We start from the raw sequence: 20,318 nt of genomic DNA, 5'->3' as shown, positions 1-20,318 counted from the left end.
TCGATGTCGTCCCCGCGCAGGCGGGGACCCATAACCACCAAATTCAGTCGTTGGGACGATCTCCGCAGCAAGCGTCCGCGATAACCCCAAATTTGGGGAGCATGGGTCCCCGCCTGCGCGGGGACGACGCGCGGAGAAATCATCCGAATCTGCTAACACCCCTGCATGACAGCACCCGAAATCGCCAAACTAACCCCCACTCCCCGCGCCTCGTGGCGCGAGGCATTCGCGGTCTATCTGCAAAAGCGCGTGCTGATTGTGCTGTTTCTCGGCTTCTCGTCGGGACTGCCGCTGGCGCTGTCGGGCTCGACGCTGCTGGTGTGGATGCGCGAATCCGGCGTCGATCTCGGCACCATCGGCCTGTTCGCGCTGGTCGGCACGCCCTACACGCTGAAATTCCTCTGGGCGCCGCTGGTGGATGCACTGCATGTGCCGCTGCTGACGCACCTGCTTGGACGGCGGCGCGGCTGGCTGGTGTTCGCGCAATTGCTTTTGATCGCGGCGATCCTGCTGCTGGCGCTGACCGATCCGGCGCGCTCGCCGTTTTATGTCGCACTCGGTGCGCTGTTGGTGGCGGCAGCGTCGTCCACACAGGACATCGTGGTCGATGCTTTCCGCGTCGAAAGCCTGCCGGAGAGCGAGCAGGCCGCGGGCATGGCCTCGTATGTCGCGGCCTATCGCGTCGGCATGCTGATCTCCACCGCCGGCGCGCTGTTTCTGGTCAGCGCATTCGAAGCCACCGGCCTGACCAAATCAATCGCCTGGATGTGGGGCTACATCGCCATGGCGGCGATGGTGCTGATCGGGATGATCGCCGCCTTGGCCGCCACCGAACCCGAGCAGTCGCGCCGTGCCGAGGAAGCGACCTCCGGCGAGAACGCGATCACCCGCGTCATCACCGCCGCCGTCGGCGCCTTCACCGAATTCCTGACCCGGAAAGATGTCTGGGCGGTTCTCGCCTTCGTGATCCTCTACAAGTTCACAGATTCGTTTTCCGGCACCATGACCGCGCCGTTTGTGATCGATCTCGGCTTCACGCGCAATGACTACGCCGCCATCGTCAAGGGCGTCGGGCTTGCCGCGACACTGATCGGCGGATTCGCCGGAGGCTTTCTGGCGCGCGCATGGTCGCTGGAAGCGTGCCTGTGGACCGGCGGCGTGCTTCAGGCGATCTCGAATCTCGCCTTCGCATGGCTGGCCTTTGTTGGCCACAATCAATGGGCGCTCGCATTGGCGATCACGGTGGAGAATTTCACCGGCGCGATCGGCACCGTGATCTTCGTCGCCTATCTGTCTTCATTGTGCCGGAGTCCGCTGCACACCGCGACCCAGTATGCGCTGCTCACCGCTTTCGCCGCGATCGGCAGAACCTACCTCTCGGCGGGCGCCGGATATGTCGCGCAGGCCACCGGCTGGCCGGCATTCTTCGTGCTTAGCGTGCTGGTCGCGGTGCCAAGCCTGATCCTGCTGGCATGGCTGCAACGGCGCGGACATTTCGAGACGCTAGGACGCCGCGAGGCCGATCCCGCCGCCGCCTAGTGCTTGGTCACGACGCTCCATTTGGTGACGATGGCGTCGCTCAACTGCCCGGCAGCCTGCGCACAGGACATCTCATTGGCCTTCAGCGCAATGCTCTTGCCGATAAACGGCTTTAGCGCCGCCGCTTCCGCATCGCTGTTGGTCACGATCTGAAACGTCTCGGGGCCGGTTTCCAGATTGCACAGGCCGGTCGGTCCCGGCAGCCGCCGCGGCTCGCTGGTCAACTGATACGTGATGACGCGATTCCTCTTCGGTCCCGACCGCATCGCGGTCAGTTCGCCGGACAACACCTCGCCGGTGTTGATCGGCTTGGCCTTCTGCTGCGCCATCGCGCCGGATGAAACGAACATAGCGAGACATGCAATCAGACAGCCAGCGGCAAAATGATCTGGAGTATTCGCGAACAGACGGGAGATCATGCGGTTTCCATTTTAAGTTTCAGAACAGCGTCCGCTGCCGCATGGCGGCCGACAGGGTTCCTTCGTCGAGATAATCAAGTTCCCCGCCGACCGGCACGCCATGCGCCAGCCGCGTGACCTTGACGTTGGCATCCTGCAACAGGTCGGTGATGTAGTGCGCGGTGGTCTGTCCATCGACCGTTGCATTGAGCGCGAGGATGATTTCCGTCACGCGCGGATCGAGCGCGCGCTGCACCAGTGCATCGATGGTCAGATCCTGCGGGCCAACGCCGTCGAGCGGCGACAGCGTGGCGCCGAGCACGTGATAGAATCCATTTGTGGCATGAGCGCGTTCAAGCGCCCACAAATCCGCGACATCCGCCACCACCACGATGATCGAGGGATCGCGCCGCGTATCGGTGCAGACCGTGCAGGGATTCTGCGTATCGATATTGCCGCAGGTGTTGCATACCTGGATCTTCTCGATCGCCACCTGCAATGCCGCCGACAGCGGCGTCATCAGGGCTTCGCGCTTCTTGATCAGATGCAGCGCCGCGCGCCGCGCCGAGCGCGGGCCAAGCCCCGGCAGCCGCGCCAGCAGCTGGATCAGCCGTTCGATCTCGGGACCTGCGACAGAGGCTACCATCAGAGCATTTTCACATTGAGAAGGCGCATCGCGGCTTTCGTGGAGTGGATTTGACATTCGCGACGCACCGGCCGCAAGTTCCCATCGCGAATGTCAAATCCAAACTCCACGAGAAACTTATAATTGCTAGTGGTCCTTCGATTCTAACATTCGCCAAGTCATCTGCCGAACCGGAACGCGAATGTTAGAATCGGACCACTAGCCGAGACCCAGCCCCGGAGGCAGGCCGAGGCCGCCCGTCAGCGCCTGCATCTTCTCCTGCATGGCAGCTTCGGCCTTGCGGCGCGCATCATTCTGCGCAGTCACCAGCAGGTCCTCGAGAATTTCGCGCTCGTCAGCTTTCATCAGCGACGGATCGATCTTCACGGCTTTCACTTCGCCCTTGGCGGTCATGCGCACGTTGACAAGTCCACCGCCGGACAGGCCTTCGACCTCGATGGTGTCGAGTTCATCCTGCAGCGCCTTCATCTTGGACTGAAGCTGCGCCGCCTGTTTCATCATGCCAAGAAAGTCAGCCATGAACGGTCCTTTATAGTTGGTGTTCGGACATGATCTTATCCGAAAACCGGTTCCCACTATTCGGGATCATGTCCCTAGAGATCGTCGTCTTCTTCCGCCGCGGCGACAGGCCCGGATTCGTCCGCGCCGGAGCCGGTGTCCGGCGCGATGCGCCGCACTTCCACCAATTGCGTACCAGGGAAACGTGACATCACAGCCTGCACGCGCGGGTCGGCCTGCACGCCGTCGGTGAGCTTTTCCTTTGCGGCCTGCGCCTGCGCGCGCAGCGTCGGCTGGCCCGCTTCATTGGAGACGATCACCGTCCAGCGTCGCCCGGTCCAGAATTCGAGCTTGCGCGACAGGTCGTTGACAACGGAGCGCGCGGCGCTGCGCTCCAGCGCAACCTCAAGCCGCCCGTCTTCCATGCGCACCAGCCGCATGTCGGATTCGAGCGCGGACTTGATCTGCAAATCGCGTTTCTCGCCGGCCAGTGCAACAACCTCGGCAAATGTCGTCAGCCGCCGCGCGGGTGCGGCTTCAACAGGCGCCGGCGCCGGTGCGCTCATCTGCGGGCGCGGCGAGGTATCGAGCGCCGGCCGTGAACTGGATGCCACGGCTCGCAATTGCGAGCCGTCATCGCCACCAGGCGACAGCATGGCGGATGGCCCACGCGGCGCGGCGTTGCCGACACCATTGCCGCCAGTCATCGGCGGCGAGCCGCCATTGGCGTCGATCATCTTGATCGCTTCGTCCGGCGTCGGCAGATCGGACACATAGGCGATGCGCACCAGCACCATTTCGGCGGCGGCCTGCGGACGCGTCGCGGACTGCACCTCCGCGATGCCCTTCAGCAGCATCTGCCACATCCGCGACAGCACCCGCATCGAAAGCTTGGCGGCGAAATCGCGCCCGCGCGTGCGCTCGGTTTCGCCGAGCGCCAGATTGTCCGCCGTGGCGGGAACGACCTTCACCCGGGTGACGAAGTTCACGAATTCCGCGAGATCGCTGAGCACCACCACCGGATCGGCGCCGGTGTCATACTGATCGCGGAATTCCTTGAAGGCCGCGGCGATGTCGCCGCTCGCCAGCGACTGGAACAGATCGATGACACGGGTGCGGTCAGCAAGACCCAGCATCTGCCGCACGTCCTCGGCGCGCACCATGCCCGCCGCATGCGCGATCGCCTGATCGAACAGCGACAGCGAATCGCGCACCGAGCCTTCGGCGGCGCGCGCGATCAATCCCAGCGCTTCCGGCTCGGCCTTGACGCCTTCCTTGCCGGAGATGTTGGCCAGATGCGCCATCAGCACGTCGGCGTCCACGCGCTTGAGATCAAAGCGCTGGCAGCGCGACAGCACCGTCACGGGGACTTTGCGGATTTCCGTGGTGGCGAACACGAACTTGGCGTGCTCTGGCGGCTCTTCCAGCGTCTTCAGGAAGGCGTTGAACGCCTTCTCCGAGAGCATGTGGACTTCGTCGATGATGTAGACCTTGTAGCGCGCGCTCGACGGTGCATAGCGCACGCCGTCGGTGATCTGCCGCACGTCGTCGATGCCGGTATGCGATGCCGCGTCCATCTCGAGAATATCGATATGCCGGCTTTCCATGATCGCCTGGCAATGCACGCCCATCTTCGGCATGTGGATGGTCGGCCCCTGGACCGAGCCATCCGGCAATTCATAATTCAGCGCGCGGGCAAGAATGCGCGCGGTCGTGGTCTTTCCGACGCCGCGCACCCCGGTGAGAATCCAGGCCTGCGGAACGCGCCCCGTCTCGAACGCATTCGAGATGGTGCGGACCATGGCTTCCTGGCCGATCAGATCCTCAAAGGTGGCGGGGCGGTATTTGCGCGCAAGCACACGATAGCCGCCGCCCGAAGCTGTCGGGGAAACTGGCGTTCCGCCAAGTTCGAAACCGGGCTGATCGTCCGCAGTCGCGCCGGCAATATCAGCATCGGTCATCAATCGATCCGCGATTGTCGCAAGGCTCCTGAGCGAGCGTCTTGCGGAAAGCCGGCGTTAGCACGCTGGGCGCGCGAAAAAGAGAAGTAGGAGACTGACGAGCGACCCGATCCGGACCTCGTTAGGGCTGCTTCCTTCCGGACCTGACCCGGTTGGCGAGTGGCTCGTCCACCGCCAATCTCCCGATCCCTATTTGGGGCCAAAAGCGCCGGAAAGCAAGCACTCGGCAGCGGTTCGCACCGCCTTGTTTCAGCTTGCAAATTGGCCCGCCGCCCGGCCCGGCCGCCTTTGGCCCGCCCCGGCCGGACAAAGGCATGGAAGCCCCGCGCCAAGCCGGGCATGACAGGTGTTGTTTGCAGCACTGCACTCTGCAAAATTGCAGGGAACCGCTAGTGTTCCGTATCCGACGTTCGGAATCCAAATGTCCTCTTCAGCCTGGTCGCTCCATTCAACCCTCGAAAAAGACACCATCAGCATCGGCGATCTGCCGCTGTCGCGCGTGCTTGTCATCAAGGATGCGAACTATCCGTGGCTGCTGCTGGTGCCGCGCCGTCCGGACGCCATCGAGCTCATCGACCTCAGCGAAATCGAACAGGCGCAACTGACGACCGAAATCAACCGCGTCGCGCGCGCGCTGAAAGAGGTCACCAAACCGGACAAGCTGAATATCGCCGCGCTGGGCAACGTCGTTCCCCAGTTGCATGTTCACATCATTGCGCGCCGGACATCGGACGCCGCGTGGCCGCGGCCGGTCTGGGGCGTGGTGCCGCCACTGGCGCACGATCCTCGGGAAGTCGAGACCTTCATCGCAGCCCTTCGCCGCAAGATCTGGCTGAGTTAGTTTCCCCATAGAGCTGAAAAATCAATGACAACCAAAAACGATCCTTTTCCGCTCGGACAACCGGGCTTCGTGTCGCACCCGATCGACCGCGCCGCGCATGTCCGCACCGACGCCGAAAAACTGTTCGCGCTGGAAACCCACCGCAACGCGCGGGCCTATGTGGTCCATCGCGATTCGCTTGTGGTTACCATGGGCGCCGATGGCCCCCGCGCGCTCCTGACACTCGATGAAGCGCATAAATTCGGCGCCAATCCCGGCACCATTTTCCTCGGGTTGCATGAAGGCGCGGCGATTTTCGGCATGGGCATCAGCGCCACTGCCGCCGAGGACCTGATGGGCCGCCAGGATGTCGGCGTGGAAAACCTGCGGGCCGTCGCCGCCAGCGGCGCTATACCGGCGCGCGAACTCTCCACCATCGCGATGGCGAAATCGCTGGTGAGCTGGCATCAGCGCCACGGCTTCTGCGCCAATTGCGGTTCGCGTTCGGCGATGTCGGACGGCGGCTGGAAGCGCATATGCCCGAGCTGCAAGACCGAGCATTTTCCGCGCACCGATCCGGTCGTCATCATGCTGGTGACCGCCGGCGACAAGTGCCTGATGGGACGCCAATCGCAGTTTCCGCCGACCATGTGGTCATGCCTCGCCGGTTTCGTCGAAGCTGCCGAGACCATCGAGAACGCCGTGCAGCGCGAGATCCTCGAAGAGGCCGGCATCCACTGCACCGACGTGCGCTATTACATGACGCAGCCGTGGCCTTATCCATCGTCGCTGATGATCGGCTGCACCGCCCGCGCTACAACGACAGATATCGTTGTCGACAAGACCGAACTCGAAGACGCACGCTGGTTCAGCCGCGATGAAGCCGTGGCGATGCTCGCGAGGACTCATCCCGAGGGCCTGACGGGCCCTCATCCGGTCGCAATCGCGCACCACCTTCTGGCGAACTGGCTGAAGGAAACCGCGTAGGGTTCCGCGAGGTTTCCGCCACGGGAACCGCAGCGCGTGTCATCGATTGTCCTGGTCACAGCCATTTCGGGCGAGGCGCAGTGTCAGTGAATATCCACAATAAATCACCCGGGACATCACCACGTATTGTCTGCATCGGAATGCCGGTGCGCGATCTGATTTTCCGCGTGCCGGAAGTCCCGGCGCGCGGACAGAAGGAATATGCCAGCGAGTTCGTTGAAGTCGCCGGCGGCAATTCGCCCAACGCCGCGATTTCGATTTCACGGCTCGGCGGGCGTGTCCTGCTGACCGGTCCGATCGGCGGATTGCTGTCCGCGAGCAATGTCACCATCAACGATCAATTCATGAGTGAAGGCATCGACACCGGCGGCCTTGTTGTCGTCGACGATGTGGTCACGCCGATCTCCAGTGTCCTGATCGATCCGAGCGGCGAGCGCACCATCGCCACTTTCCGCGATCCGAAACTGTGGACTGTGACGCTGCCATCCTCCGACACGCTGCTCGCGGACTGCGACGCCATCCTGATCGAAAGCCGCTGCGCCGAATTCGGCACCGATGTGTGCGCGGACGCGCATCGCCGCGGCATTCCCGTCGTCATCGACGGCGACCGGATGATGTCGATGCGCGAAGGGCTGTTACAGGTCGCCTCCCACATCATCTTTTCCGCGGAGGCGCTGCGCGCCACCGCCGGAGAAAGCGACGATATCGCAGCGCTGCGCAAGCTCGCGCAGGTGACCCCCGCGTTTCTCGGCGTGACATCCGGCTCAAAGGGTGTCGAGTGGCTGGACGAAAAGGGCGAGCCGAACCATATGCCGGCCTTCCCGGTCCACACCGTCGATACGCTGGGCGCAGGCGACGCTTTCCATGGCGCGTTCACGCTGGCAATCGCCGAAGGGCAGCCGCTGGAACAGGCGATGCGATTCGCCTCGGCCACGGCCGCGCTGAAATGCACCCGTTTCGGCGGCGCCTTTGGTTCCCCGCAACGTGCTGAAGTTGATGCTCTTTTGGCCTCCAGCACGGTCGCCCTCCCCGCATAGAGCCCCTCTAAAGCCGGAAATCCGAGCTTGTCAGAGAATGATTTTCTATATATGAGGTAACAAGCCCTCAATTATGGAAGAAAGTTCTTCTGATGTCTGACGCTGCTGTAGCAATTCTTGACGCTCCGCGCCGCCTGGACGCGATCGATCGCAAGATTCTGACCGTTTTGCAGGATGACGCTTCGCTTTCCGTCGCCGAAATCGGCGACCGGGTCGGCCTGTCCTCGACGCCGTGCTGGAAGCGCATTCAGCGGATGGAGGCCGAAGGCATCATTCTGCGCCGCGTCGCGCTGGTCGATCAGAACAAGATCGGCCTCGGGATCTCGGTGTTCGTTTCGGTGGAAAGCGGCGATCACTCCGACGCCTGGCTGAAAAAATTTGCCGACGCCGTCAGCGCCATGCCCGAGGTGATGGAGTTCTACCGGATGGCCGGCGATGTCGATTACATGCTGCGCGTGGTCGTCGCCGACATGCAGAGCTACGATGTTTTCTACAAGAAGCTGATCAGCGCGGTAGCGCTGAAGAACGTCACGTCGCGCTTTGCAATGGAAAAAATCAAGTCGGTGACGGCGCTGCCGGTGCCGGCGCTGAGCGCAGCGTAGATACAAATTACGGGTCGTCCCCGCGAAGGCGGGGACCCATGCTCCCCGAACTCTCGGTTTGACGAAATAGCCGCCTCGACCGAACCTCACTAGTCAACGAGGTGGTTATGGGTCCCCGCCTTCGCGGGGACGACGAAGTAACTATATCGACGAAGTCGATTATTCTACGTGGCTCAAATCTTCTGATTGTACTCGCCGACTTCGGGATGGGTGCGCAGCACCGAATCCATCGCCTCGAACATGTCGCGCATGCGCTGTTCGGAGACCGGGCTTTCGACCACCACCACAAGCTCCGGCTTGTTGCTTGAGGCGCGCACCAATCCCCAGCTGCCGTCCTCGCAGGTGACGCGCACGCCGTTGACCGTGACCAGATCGCGGATCGGCTGGCCGGCGACCTTGGCGCCCTTCGCCTTCTGATCCTCGAAGTGCTTCACCACCTGCGCGACAATTCCGTATTTGGTCTCGTCGGAGCAGTGCGGCGACATCGTCGGCGACGACCAGGTTTTCGGCAGCGCGTCCTTCAGGTCCGCCATGGTCTTGCCCGGCGCATGGTCCAGCATCTCGCAGACCGCGATGGCGGAGACGAGGCCATCGTCGTAACCGCGTCCGATCGGCGCGTTGAAAAAGAAATGTCCGGACTTCTCGAAACCCGCCAGCGCCTTCAATTCGTGGGTGCGGCGCTTCATGTAGGAATGGCCGGTCTTCCAGTAGGTGGTGTGAGCGCCCTGTTTCTGAAGCACCGGATCGGTCACGAACAGGCCGGTTGATTTCACGTCGACCACGAACTGCGCGTTTTTGTGGATCGCGGACATGTCGCGCGCCAGCATCACGCCGACCTTGTCGGCGAAGATTTCCTCGCCGGTGTTGTCGACCACGCCGCAGCGATCACCGTCGCCGTCGAAGCCGAGGCCGACATCGGCCTTGTGTTCCAGCACCGCATCGCGGATCGCGTGCAGCATTTCCATGTCTTCAGGATTCGGATTGTACTTCGGGAAAGTGTGATCGAGATCCACATCGAGCGGAATCACCTCGCAGCCGATGGCTTCCATCACCTTCGGCGCGAACGCGCCCGCGGTCCCGTTGCCGCAGGCGACCACGACTTTCAGCTTGCGCTTCAGCTTCGGGCGGTTGGTGAGATCGGCGATGTAGCGCGCCGGGAAATTCTCGTGGAACTGATATCCGCCCGTGGGCTTCAGTTTGAAATCGGCGTTGAGCACGATCTCCTTCAGCCGGGTCATCTCGTCCGGCCCGAATGTCAGCGGACGATTCGCGCCCATCTTCACGCCGGTCCAGCCATTGTCGTTGTGCGAGGCGGTGACCATCGCGACGCACGGCACGTCGAGATTGAACTGTGCGAAATACGCCATCGGCGTCACCGCAAGGCCGATGTCATGCACCTTGCAGCCGGATGCCAGAAGGCCCGAGATCAGCGCGTACTTGATCGAGGCGGAATACCCGCGGAAATCGTGCGCAGTGACAATTTCCTGCTTCTGTCCCATTTCCGCGATCAGGGTGCCGAGGCCCATGCCGAGGGCCTGAATGCCCATCAGGTTGATTTCCTTGCCGAACAGCCAGCGCGCGTCATATTCGCGGAAACCCGTCGCCTTCACCATCGGTTCGGATTCATAGGCATAGGTATTCGGAATCAGTTCGGGCTTTGGCTTCGGAAACATTCAGAGGGCCTCGTGACAATGCGGGCGGGCGATATCCAGCAGCTTTAGCGAATGCTTGGAACCGTGGAAAGGCGGGAGCCAAGCTTTTAAAAATGAAATACGGCATATTGGCAGCCAACCCGTACAGCTTTCATTCAGATCGGACGCGCATGACCGACCGCCGCCTTGAGTATCCCGCCACCTTGCGTAACCGCGATGCCATTCTCGATGTGCTGCGCGGTGTGCTGCCCGCGTCCGGACTTGTGCTTGAAATCGCCAGCGGCTCCGGCGAGCACGTCGTGCATTTCGCGCGGGCCTTTCCGGGCCTGACGTTCCAGCCGTCCGACCCCGAAGACGCCGCCCTGCAAAGCATCGCAGCGTGGACGCAGGACAGCGGTCTTTCCAATGTGCGGATGCCTGTGATGCTGGATGCCTCGTCGGACCGCTGGCCGCTCGCCGCAGCCAACGCCATCCTCTGCATCAACATGATCCACATTTCTCCCTGGCAGGCGACCGAGGGCTTGATACGCGGCGCGGCGAGGCTGCTGCACACCGGAGCGCCGCTGTATCTGTATGGACCGTACCGGCGCGCGGATGTGGTCACCACGCCAAGCAACGAGGCGTTCGACGCAAGTCTCAAGTCCCGAAATCCGGAGTGGGGATTGCGCGATCTGGAAGCCGTCGCGGAACTGGCGCGGACGGAGGGATTTTCGGGGCCGTCGATCACCGAAATGCCGGCGAACAATCTGAGCGTAGTGTTCCGGAAAGTATAATTTGAGTTGTCATTGCCGGGCTTAACCCGGCAATCCATCTTCCTGGAAAAGTTGTTTTCGGGATGGATGCGCGGGTCAAGCCCGCGCATGACGTATCTTTTTGCAGCCGCTGCTTGCCTACTGCTCCATCACCAGCTTGCCGCCGGCGAATTCGTAACGCCTGAGTTTCGAGAGATACGACAGGCCGAGCAGGTTTTCCGACAGTGCTTCGTCGGGCAGCACCAGCGCATCGACGTCGCGCACAACCAGCCCGCCGATATCGACCATGGCGAGGCGCGTGCGCGCAGCCCTGATCGAGCCGTTGGCGGTTGAAACATTTGCAGTGTATTCGCTGGGCCGCGGACGAATGCCGATCAGCGCCGCTGAACTTTCGTTCAGCGCAATCACCGATGCGCCGGTATCAACCATGAAGCCGAGACGGCGGCCATCGACGCGGCCATCGGTCTGGAAATGGCCGCGGCTGTCGCGCGAAACGGTGACGCTGCGGACACCGGCATTGCCTGTGGTTTTCGGCTGGACCGACGCGAAGGCATTCATCGCCCTCGCCTTGTCGACGGCCTTGGCCTGCGCTTTCTGCGAGGTCATCTGGTCCGCGACTTTCGCCATGGACGTGCCGAACACAACCAGCAGGGCCGCCAGAATCATGATGTTACGCATCACACATACGCCTGTACCAACCTGGTCCCACGCGAACCTTACGGGAACCAGATCACAGCGAGCCGAAACTTGACCGTCCGGCACCCACAAAGAGGGCTTTTTCCGAAATAAGGGTGAGGGAAGCGTTAATTCTCACGTCCCGCGCGGCTTGACCCGGCGGGTCGGCGGCGCTGACGCGGGATCTTCAGGCCAGGGATGGCGCGGGTACCGCCCGCGCAGATCGGAACGAACCGCAGCATAGGACCCGCGCCAGAAACCCGGCAGATCGCGTGTCACCTGCACCGGGCGATGGGCAGGCGACAGCAGTTCGAGCACCAGCGGAATTTTCCCCTTCGCGATCGACGGGTGAACATTGAGCCCGAACAGTTCCTGCAAGCGGACCGCGATGGTCGGCCCTTGCTCGGCTTCATAGTCGATCGGCAGCGACGTGCCGGTCGGTGCCTCGAAATGGGCCGGTGCTTCGCGATCAAGCCGTGCGCGCATGTCCCACGGCAGCAGATTCATCAGCGCATCGGACAGATCACCCGCGGAGAAGCTCGCCAGCGAGGTCTTGTCGAACAGTGCCGGCACCAGCCAGTCGCCTCGTTTGTCCGCCAGTGCGTTGTCGGAGAGATCGGGCCAGTCGCCGGGCGAAGCCGCGCGCAAAAACATCACGCGGTCGCGCCATTGCTTCAGCGGTTTCGACCACGGCAGACGATCCAGCCCCACAGCGACGAGTCCGTCGGAGAGCACACGCGCGGTCTCCGCCGACGGCGAAACCGGCAGGGTTTGCTCCGAGAGCGTGATGGCGTGGAGCTTCTTCCTGCGCCGTGCGCGCAGCGCCATCGCTGCTCGGTCGAACGTGATCTCGTCGTCGGTCTGGATGTGATCGGCGAACTGCGCCTCGATCTCTCCTTGCGTGATCGGCGCCGCCAGCAGGATGCGCCCGTTCGCCGCCGTCCCCGTCAGTTCAGCGACGGCGACATAAGGCGATTTCGCCAGCGCGGAGGTCTGCTCAATGCTCGCGCCGCGCCCGTTGGCCAGCACGAACGAGCCATTGCCGCGATTGCGCGCCACGCGATCCGGAAACGCCAGCGCCAGCATGAGGCCGGTGGAGAGGTCGATACTTCTCGAAGAGTGGAGCGACTCCCCTCCCCCTTGCGGGGAGGGGTTGGGGGTGGGGGTATTGTTTCGCACCATCGAAGGTGATGTCCCCCCTCCCCGACCCTCCCCCGCAAGGGGGGAGGGAGAAGAAGGTGCGCGAACGTCATTCGCCGCAATCCCATTCGCCACCTGCCTGGCCCAGCGCTCCGCCAGTTGCCGCGCGCTTTGCGCGCGCTGCGAACGGTCGCGGCGGAAGTTATCAAGGCGTACATCGAGATCGGCGCTGTCACCGCCAAGCCCCCGCTCGGTGAGAATGGCGGCGATCAGCGCGGCCTCATCGCCGCTACCAAGCCGGTGCGAATCCACGATCATGCGCGCGAGGCGCGGCGGCAGCGCCAGCGCGCGCAGGCTGTTGCCCTCAGGCGTGATGCGGCCCGCATCATCGAGCGCGTTCAGTTCACGCAGCAGGGCGCGCGCTTCCGTCAGGGCCGGCAGCGGCGGGGAATCGAGAAATGCCAGCGTGGACGGATCGCCCGCGCCCCAATGCGCGAGATCAAGCACCATCGAGGACAGATCGGCGGACAAAATCTCCGGCCGTGTGTAAGCCTCCAGCGACGCGGTCTGCGGCTCGTCCCACAGCCGGTAACACACGCCGGGCTCGGTGCGGCCTGCGCGGCCCCTGCGCTGATCGACCGCGGCGCGCGAGGCGCGGATGGTTTCAAGTCGCGTGAGACCGATATCAGGCTCATAACGCGGCACCCGCGCCATGCCCGAGTCAACCACGATGCGCACGCCCTCGATGGTCAGCGAGGTTTCTGCAATCGAGGTCGCCAGCACCACCTTGCGCTGCCCCTTCGGCGGCGGCGAAATCGCACGGTCCTGCACGCCGGCATCGAGCGCACCAAACAGCGGCACGATCTCGGTGTTCGGATCGCTGACGCGTTCGCTGAGAAAATTCTGGGTGCGGCGGATTTCGGCGGCGCCCGGCAAAAATGCCAGCACCGAGCCACTATCTGCGCGCAGCGCCGTGGCGATGGCGTCCGCCATCTGCCGCTCGATTGGCACGTCCGGCTTGCGGCCGAGATAGCGCGTGTCGACCGGGAACGCCCGGCCTTCGCTGGCGATCACAGGACAATCGCCGAGCAGCTTCGCCACCCGCGCGCCGTCGAGCGTCGCGGACATCACCAGAATGCGCAGATCCTCCCGCAGTCCGGTTTGCGCGTCGCGTGCGAGGGCAAGACCGAGATCCGCATCGAGCGAGCGTTCATGGAATTCGTCGAACAAGACCGCGGCGACGCCGGACAATTCAGGATCGTCGAGGAGCTGCCGCGTGAAGATGCCTTCGGTGACCACCTCGATCCGGGTTGCGCGCGACACCTTGGAGCCAAAGCGCACGCGATAGCCGACGGTCTCGCCGACCTTCTCACCCAATGTCTGCGCCATGCGCTCGGCAGCGGCGCGCGCCGCGATCCGGCGCGGCTCCAGCACGATGATTTTCTTACGCTCAACCCAGCCCGCATCCAGCAGCGCCAGCGGCACGCGCGTGGTCTTGCCCGCACCCGGCGGCGCGACCAGCACGGCGGTGCTGCTGCGCGCGAGCGTCGATGCCAGTTCTGCCAGAACCGCGTCGATGGGGAGAGGCGTGGAGAAGTTTCGGGTCAAAAGTCACTCGCTTGTTTCCCCTCTCCCCTTGTGGGAGAGGGTGGCGAGAATAAGCGTAGCGAATTCGAGCCGGGTGAGGGGTCTCGAATGCGATCACTACCCCTCACCCGCCCTCGTTGCACTCGGGCACCCTCTCCCACAAGGGGAGAGGGGAAGAAAAGACGATCTCACACCGCCCCGCGCCCGACGCTTTCATAGGTGAAGCCAAGCGCTTCCATCTCGTCGCGGCGATAGATGTTGCGCAGATCGACCATCACGGGATTGGCCATGTCGCGCTTCAGCCGCTTGAGATCGAGCGCGCGGAACTGCCGCCACTCGGTGACGATCACCAGCGCATCGGCATCCTTGGCGACCGCATAAGGATCCTCGCAATAGGTGATGTCCGGCAGTTCGCCCTTCGCCTGCTCCATGCCGGCCGGATCGTAGGCACGCACCTTGGCGCCGAGATCGAGCAGGCCCGTGACCAGCGGAATCGACGGCGCTTCGCGCATATCGTCGGTGTCCGGCTTGAAGGTGAGGCCGAGCAGACCGATGGTCTTGCCGCGCAGGTTGCCGCCGAGCGCGCTGGAAACCTTGCGCGCCATGGCTCTTTTTCGATTGTCGTTCACCGCAAGCACCGCCTCGACGATGCGCAGCGGCACGTCATGATCCAGCGCGGTCTTGACCAGCGCGCGGGTGTCTTTCGGAAAACACGAGCCGCCGAAACCGGGACCGGCATTGAGAAACTTCGGGCCGATGCGGTTGTCGAGGCCGATGCCCCGCGCAACCTCCTGCACGTCGGCGCCGACCTTCTCCGACAGGTCCGCTATCTCGTTGATGAAGGTGATCTTGGTCGCGAGAAATGCGTTGGCGGCGTACTTGATCAGCTCCGCCGTGCGCCGCTCGGTGTACATGATCGGCGCCTGATTGAGATACAGCGGCCGATAGACCTCGCCGAGAACCTTGCGCGCGCGCTCATCATCGGTGCCGACCACGATGCGGTCCGGATGCTTGAAGTCGCGGATCGCAGCGCCCTCGCGCAGGAATTCAGGATTGGACGCGACCGCGACATCGGCCTGCGGATTGGTTTCGCGGATGATGCGCTCGACCTCGTCGCCGGTGCCGACCGGCACGGTCGACTTGGTGACGACGACGGTGAAGCCCTGCAGGGCCTTCGCGATGTCGCGCGCGGCGGCATGCACATAGGTCAGGTCGGCGTGGCCGTCGCCGCGCCGAGACGGCGTGCCCACCGCGATGAACACCGCGTCCGCCTTGCCCACGGGCCCTGCGATATCGGTGGTGAAATCGAGCCGCCCTGCCTTCACGGAGGCCTCCACCAGCCGGTCCAGATCGGGCTCGAAGATCGGGATTTCACCGCGGTTGAGCGCGGCGATCTTGCCTGCGTCGGTATCGACGCAGGTCACGCGATGGCCGAAATCCGCGAAGCAGGCCCCGGACACCAGCCCCACATAGCCCGTGCCGATCATGGCAATCCGCATGAAGTTACCTATCCCAAAGCCAAATTAACGACGTTGTTTTCGCGGGCCTTTTAGCGCAATTCCGCGTGAATTGGGCACAACATTTGTATGAATAAAGGAGAATGAAACCCATGCGCCCCATCATGGCGCCGATCTGGACCGAAACGAGACACCATGAGCGATAAAGGTACATCCGGCGCGCGCCTGTCGCCCGCCTCCGAGCGGATCGACTGGGTCGATTATGCCAAGGGCATCTGCATCGTGATGGTGGTAATGATGCACTCGACCCTGGGCGTCGAGGCCGCCGCAGGCAAGCAGGGCTTCATGCACCTGCTGGTCGAGTTCGCCAAACCGTTCCGGATGCCGGATTTCTTCCTGATTTCGGGGCTGTTTCTGGCCCGGGTCATCGGCCGCGACTGGCGCACCTACCTCGACCGCAAGGTGGTCCACTTCGCCTACTTCTATGTGTTGTGGGTGACGATCCAGTTCACCTTCAAGGCCCCCGGCTTCGCCGCCGAGCAGGGCTGGGCTCATGTCGGTGTCATGTATCTGCAATCTTTCATCGAGCCGTTCGGCACGCTGTGGTTCATCTATCTGCTGCCGGTGTTCTTCGTGGTGACCAAAGCCACGCTGCGTATTCCGGCAGCGCTGATCTGGCTGATCGCCGCATTGCTTGAGGCCGCGCATATCGCGACCGGCTGGTCCGTGATCGACGAATTCGCCGCGCGCTTTGTCTACTTCTACTCCGGCTACCTGCTCGCGAATTATGTGTTCGCGCTGGCCGATCGTGCGCGAGAAAAGCCCGGCGCCGCCCTGATCGGCCTTGCCGCGTGGAGCGTCGCCAACGGCGTTCTGGTGTTCGCAGGCTACGGCGACCGGCCGGTGATTTCGCTCGCGCTCGGATTTGCCGGTGCCTGCGCCGTCATCGTCACCGGAACGCTGCTCGCCCGCGCCAACTGGCTCGGCTTCCTGCGGTACTGCGGCGAGCATTCCATCGTGATCTATCTGGCCTTCTTCCTGCCGATGGCGATCGTGCGGGTGGTGCTGCTCAAGACCGGCGTCATCCCCGACATCGGTGTTGTCTCGCTGATCGACACCATCGCCGGCGTTGTCGGTGCGCTGCTGATGTGGTGGGGGGCGAAACGCGCGGGACTCAACTTCCTGTTCGAGCGGCCCGCCATGTTCTGGATCGCGCCGAAGCAGACGCGCCCGGCCTTGCAGGCGGCGGAGTAAAATCCAACCGCGATGTCGTCCCCGCGAAGGCGGGGACCCATAACCACTGCGCGTCGTGGCGAAAGCGAGAATGTAGCTCCGATACCCCCTTCAAATCGATAAATCAGGGAATATGGGTCCCCGCCTTCGCGGGGACGACGCAGATTTTTCGGGACGGCAGCGAAAATTCCAGTGCGCATCTGCACCGCAGAGGGGTGTTATTCGCGGCCAAAATCCTTAAGTTGCGGCCATGCCGAATAAGCCCGCACAACCTGCGAAATCATCTGCCGCGAAACCCGCCTCTTCCAAGGAACCCGCTGCCAAAGCTGCGGCAGCGAAGGCTTCAGCAGCCAAGGTCCCCGCCAGGGGCGACCACGTCTTTCTGGTGGACGGCTCGGGCTACATTTTCCGCGCCTATCACGCGCTGCCGCCGCTGAACCGCAAGTCCGACGGCTTGCAGGTCAATGCCGTGCTCGGTTTCTGCAACATGCTGTGGAAGCTGATGCGCGACATGCCGCCGGACAACCGGCCGACGCATCTGGCAATCATCTTCGACAAGTCCGAAGTCACCTTCCGCAACGAGCTGTATCCCGAGTACAAGGCGCAGCGCGCCCCCGCCCCCGACGACCTCATTCCGCAGTTCGCGCTGATCCGCGAAGCGGTCCGCGCATTCGATCTGCCGTGTCTCGAGCAATCCGGCTTCGAGGCCGACGACCTGATCGCGACCTATGTGCGCGAGGCCTGCGAGCGCGGCGCGACGGCCACCATCGTCTCTTCAGACAAGGACCTGATGCAATTGGTCACGGATTGCGTGTCGATGTACGACACCATGAAGGACCGCCGCATCGGCATTCCCGAGGTGATCGAGAAATTCGGCGTGCCGCCCGAGAAGGTGGTGGAGGTGCAGGCGCTGGCGGGCGACTCGGTCGACAACGTGCCCGGCGTGCCCGGCATCGGCATCAAGACCGCGGCGCAGCTCATCACCGAATACGGCGACCTCGAAACGCTGCTCAAGCGCGCGCCCGAAATCAAACAGCCGAAGCGGCGCGAGGCGCTGATCGAGAATGCCGACAAGGCGCGCATCTCAAGGAAGCTTGTGCAGCTCGATGACCGCGTGAAGCTCGACGTGCCGCTGAATGACCTCGCGGTCCACGAGCCGGATTCACGCAAGCTGATCGCCTTCCTGAAAGCGATGGAATTCTCGACGCTGACGCGGCGCGTGGCGGAATATTCGCAGATCGATCCGTCGGATATCGAAGCAGACGCGAAGATGAAAAGCGCATTCGCGCCCGCCGATTCGCCCGCGACGCCGCCGCTGGGCGGCGAGCCTGATCTTTTTGCCCGAGGCACGTCCGAAAAAACGTCCAACGCCGGACAGTGGACCGGATCGCAACCCAAGCAGGCTGTGGCATCCGCCAACGGTCCTCAGACGCCAAAAGCATTGGCCGATGCGCGCGCCGAGGAAGCGCGCGGCGCGAAGTTCAATCGCGCCGCCTACGCAACGATCAGGACCATCGACGAGTTGCAGCGCCGGATCGCGCGCGCCCTCGATATCGGCCAGGTTGCCCTGACGGTCGAGACCTCCAGCGCCGACCCGATGCAGGCGGAGATCACCGGCATCTCTCTCGCCACCGGGGTCAATGAGGCCTGTTATGTCCCGCTTGCGCATACCAGGCCAGGCGACGGCTCGGGACTGTTCGCCGGCGGACTTGCGCCGGACCAGATCAAGGCCGCCGACGCGCTGGCTGCGCTCAAACCGTTGCTCACGGACCCCGGCGTTCTCAAGATAGGTCACGATCTGAAGTTCGATACCGTGGTGCTGGCGCAGCACGGCATCGACATGGCGCCGCTCGAAGACACCATCCTGATTTCCTATGTGCTCGACGCGGGCCGCGCCAAACACGATTACGAGCCGCTGGCCGAGAGCTGGTTCGGTCACAAGGCCATTGGTTTCGGAGAGCTCATCGGCAGCGGCAAAAACCGCATCACCTATGATCAGGTGCCTGTCGATAAAGCCACCGAGTATGCCGCCGAGCGTGCCGACATCGTGCTGCGGCTGTGGCGTGTGCTGAAACCGCGGCTGATGGCGTATCGCGTCAACACGGTCTACGAGACGCTGGAGCGCCCGCTGGTGTCGGTACTCGCACGCATGGAGCGGCGCGGCATTTCCATCGATCGGCAAGTTCTCTCGCGCCTGTCCGGCGAGTTCGCGCAGACCGCCGCGCGCGTCGAGGCTGACATTCAGAAGATGGCCGGCGAGCCGATCAATCCGGGCAGCCCGAAGCAGCTCGGCGACATCATGTTCGGCAAGATGGGCCTGCCCGGCGGCGCGAAAACCAAGACCGGCGCATGGTCGACGTCCGCGCAGATTCTCGACGAACTGGCCGAAGCCGGCCACGACTTCCCGAAGCGCATTCTGGAATGGCGGCAGGTCACCAAGCTGAAATCGACCTACACGGATTCATTGCCGGAATACGTCAATCCGCAAACCCATCGCGTCCATACGACCTACGCGCTGGCCGCGACCACCACGGGACGGCTGTCGTCCAACGAGCCGAACCTTCAGAACATTCCGGTGCGCACCGAGGACGGCCGCAAGATCCGCAAAGCCTTTATCGCCACCAAGGGCCACAAGCTGGTCTCGGCGGATTACTCGCAGATCGAATTGCGGCTGCTGGCGGAGATCGCCGATATCCCCTCGCTCAAGCAGGCATTCCACGACAAGCTGGACATTCACGCCATGACCGCGTCGGAAATGTTCGGCGTGCCGATCAAGGACATGCCCGCGGAGGTGCGCCGCCGCGCCAAGGCGATCAACTTCGGCATCATCTATGGCATCTCGGCGTTCGGCCTCGCCAACCAGCTCGGCATTCCGCGCGAGGAAGCCGGCGCGTATATCAAGAAATATTTCGAGCGCTTCCCCGGCATCCGCGCCTACATGGACGCGACGCGCGACTTCTGCCGCGAGCATGGCTATGTCGCAACGATCTTCGGGCGCAAATGTCATTACCCGGACATCAAGGCGAGCAACCCGTCGATCCGCTCCTTCAACGAGCGCGCCGCGATCAACGCCCGCCTGCAAGGCTCCGCCGCCGACATCATCCGCCGCGCCATGATCCGCATGGAAGACGCGCTCGCCGAGAAAAAACTGTCGGCGCAGATGCTGTTGCAGGTCCACGACGAACTGATCTTCGAAGTGCCGGACGATGAGGTGGCCAAGACGCTGCCGGTGATCCAGCATGTGATGCAGGACGCGCCATTCCCGGCGGTGTCATTGTCAGTGCCGTTGCAGGTCGATGCCCGCGCCGCCAGCAACTGGGACGAGGCGCATTAG

16 protein-coding genes and 1 other RNA gene are annotated in these 20,318 nt (G+C 63.2%); 8 read left to right on the top strand and 9 right to left on the bottom strand.

Annotated elements, in window-relative coordinates:
- Window positions 1-165 precede the first annotated feature (165 nt).
- Window positions 166-1,539, top strand: coding sequence for an AmpG family muropeptide MFS transporter (locus AC1Q6J_RS14665; protein WP_492280002.1), 1,374 nt, complete (start codon window positions 166-168; stop codon window positions 1,537-1,539).
- On the opposite strand, the gene AC1Q6J_RS14660 is transcribed toward AC1Q6J_RS14665, so the two are convergent.
- The 5 genes from AC1Q6J_RS14660 to ffs all read right to left on the bottom strand — a co-directional run bounded on the left by AC1Q6J_RS14660 (window position 1,536) and on the right by ffs (window position 5,225).
- Entirely contained in the window at window positions 1,536-1,958 is a 423-nt protein-coding gene (locus tag AC1Q6J_RS14660; protein ID WP_492280001.1) for a hypothetical protein, read from the bottom strand. The two genes, AC1Q6J_RS14665 and AC1Q6J_RS14660, sit on opposite strands and share 4 nt — an antisense overlap.
- 19 nt (window positions 1,959-1,977) lie before the next feature.
- A complete protein-coding gene (gene recR / locus AC1Q6J_RS14655; RefSeq protein WP_492280000.1) occupies window positions 1,978-2,583 on the bottom strand; it encodes a recombination mediator RecR in 606 nt (201 codons plus the stop codon).
- Window positions 2,584-2,781: 198 nt separating this feature from the next.
- Entirely contained in the window at window positions 2,782-3,102 is a 321-nt protein-coding gene (locus tag AC1Q6J_RS14650; RefSeq protein WP_006022334.1) for a YbaB/EbfC family nucleoid-associated protein, read from the bottom strand.
- 74 nt (window positions 3,103-3,176) lie between these two features.
- The gene (locus AC1Q6J_RS14645; protein WP_492279999.1) at window positions 3,177-5,042 is read right to left on the bottom strand and encodes a DNA polymerase III subunit gamma/tau; all 1,866 of its coding nucleotides are present in this window, start codon (window positions 5,040-5,042) and stop codon (window positions 3,177-3,179) included.
- 86 nt (window positions 5,043-5,128) lie between these two features.
- An RNA gene (ffs, locus tag AC1Q6J_RS14640) (signal recognition particle sRNA small type) lies at window positions 5,129-5,225 on the bottom strand.
- A 238-nt stretch (window positions 5,226-5,463) separates the two neighbouring features.
- On the opposite strand from ffs, the gene AC1Q6J_RS14635 reads away from it, so the two are divergent.
- The 4 genes from AC1Q6J_RS14635 to AC1Q6J_RS14620 all read left to right on the top strand — a co-directional run bounded on the left by AC1Q6J_RS14635 (window position 5,464) and on the right by AC1Q6J_RS14620 (window position 8,488).
- The gene (locus AC1Q6J_RS14635) at window positions 5,464-5,883 is read left to right on the top strand and encodes an HIT domain-containing protein (RefSeq protein WP_492279998.1); all 420 of its coding nucleotides are present in this window, start codon (window positions 5,464-5,466) and stop codon (window positions 5,881-5,883) included.
- Window positions 5,884-5,907: 24 nt separating this feature from the next.
- Complete coding sequence (nudC, locus tag AC1Q6J_RS14630) at window positions 5,908-6,849, top strand: NAD(+) diphosphatase (protein WP_492279997.1); 942 nt, start codon at window positions 5,908-5,910, stop codon at window positions 6,847-6,849.
- A 140-nt stretch (window positions 6,850-6,989) separates the two neighbouring features.
- Window positions 6,990-7,886 carry a sugar kinase gene (locus AC1Q6J_RS14625; RefSeq protein ID WP_492280059.1) on the top strand — a complete coding sequence of 299 codons (897 nt, stop codon included), beginning with the start codon at window positions 6,990-6,992 and terminating at the stop codon, window positions 7,884-7,886.
- Between the two features lie 92 nt (window positions 7,887-7,978).
- Window positions 7,979-8,488, top strand: coding sequence for an Lrp/AsnC family transcriptional regulator (locus tag AC1Q6J_RS14620; protein WP_492279996.1), 510 nt, complete (start codon window positions 7,979-7,981; stop codon window positions 8,486-8,488).
- A 173-nt stretch (window positions 8,489-8,661) separates the two neighbouring features.
- Here AC1Q6J_RS14620 and AC1Q6J_RS14615 read toward each other — a convergent pair whose 3' ends face one another.
- Window positions 8,662-10,161, bottom strand: coding sequence for a phosphomannomutase/phosphoglucomutase (locus AC1Q6J_RS14615; protein WP_492279995.1), 1,500 nt, complete (start codon window positions 10,159-10,161; stop codon window positions 8,662-8,664).
- Window positions 10,162-10,310: 149 nt separating this feature from the next.
- Between AC1Q6J_RS14615 and AC1Q6J_RS14610 the strand changes: the two genes are divergently transcribed.
- Entirely contained in the window at window positions 10,311-10,913 is a 603-nt protein-coding gene (locus tag AC1Q6J_RS14610) for a DUF938 domain-containing protein (RefSeq protein ID WP_492279994.1), read from the top strand.
- 117 nt (window positions 10,914-11,030) lie between these two features.
- On the opposite strand, the gene AC1Q6J_RS14605 is transcribed toward AC1Q6J_RS14610, so the two are convergent.
- The 3 genes from AC1Q6J_RS14605 to AC1Q6J_RS14595 form a co-directional block, all read right to left on the bottom strand.
- A complete protein-coding gene (locus AC1Q6J_RS14605) occupies window positions 11,031-11,570 on the bottom strand; it encodes a TIGR02281 family clan AA aspartic protease (RefSeq protein ID WP_492279993.1) in 540 nt (179 codons plus the stop codon).
- Window positions 11,571-11,702: 132 nt separating this feature from the next.
- Window positions 11,703-14,315: an ATP-dependent helicase HrpB gene (gene hrpB, locus AC1Q6J_RS14600; RefSeq protein ID WP_492279992.1), complete on the bottom strand. Its 2,613-nt coding sequence runs from the start codon at window positions 14,313-14,315 to the stop codon at window positions 11,703-11,705.
- Window positions 14,316-14,482: 167 nt separating this feature from the next.
- The gene (locus AC1Q6J_RS14595) at window positions 14,483-15,793 is read right to left on the bottom strand and encodes a UDP-glucose dehydrogenase family protein (RefSeq protein WP_492279991.1); all 1,311 of its coding nucleotides are present in this window, start codon (window positions 15,791-15,793) and stop codon (window positions 14,483-14,485) included.
- A gap of 153 nt (window positions 15,794-15,946) precedes the next feature.
- Here AC1Q6J_RS14595 and AC1Q6J_RS14590 point away from each other — a divergent pair, with 153 nt between their 5' ends.
- Entirely contained in the window at window positions 15,947-17,005 is a 1,059-nt protein-coding gene (locus AC1Q6J_RS14590; RefSeq protein WP_492279990.1) for an acyltransferase family protein, read from the top strand.
- A gap of 229 nt (window positions 17,006-17,234) precedes the next feature.
- Complete coding sequence (polA, locus tag AC1Q6J_RS14585) at window positions 17,235-20,318, top strand: DNA polymerase I (protein WP_492279989.1); 3,084 nt, start codon at window positions 17,235-17,237, stop codon at window positions 20,316-20,318.

Source organism: Afipia sp. MLSD5-FHT05B12, assembly GCF_058793355.1.
This window is presented reverse-complemented; position numbering and strand designations above follow the sequence as displayed.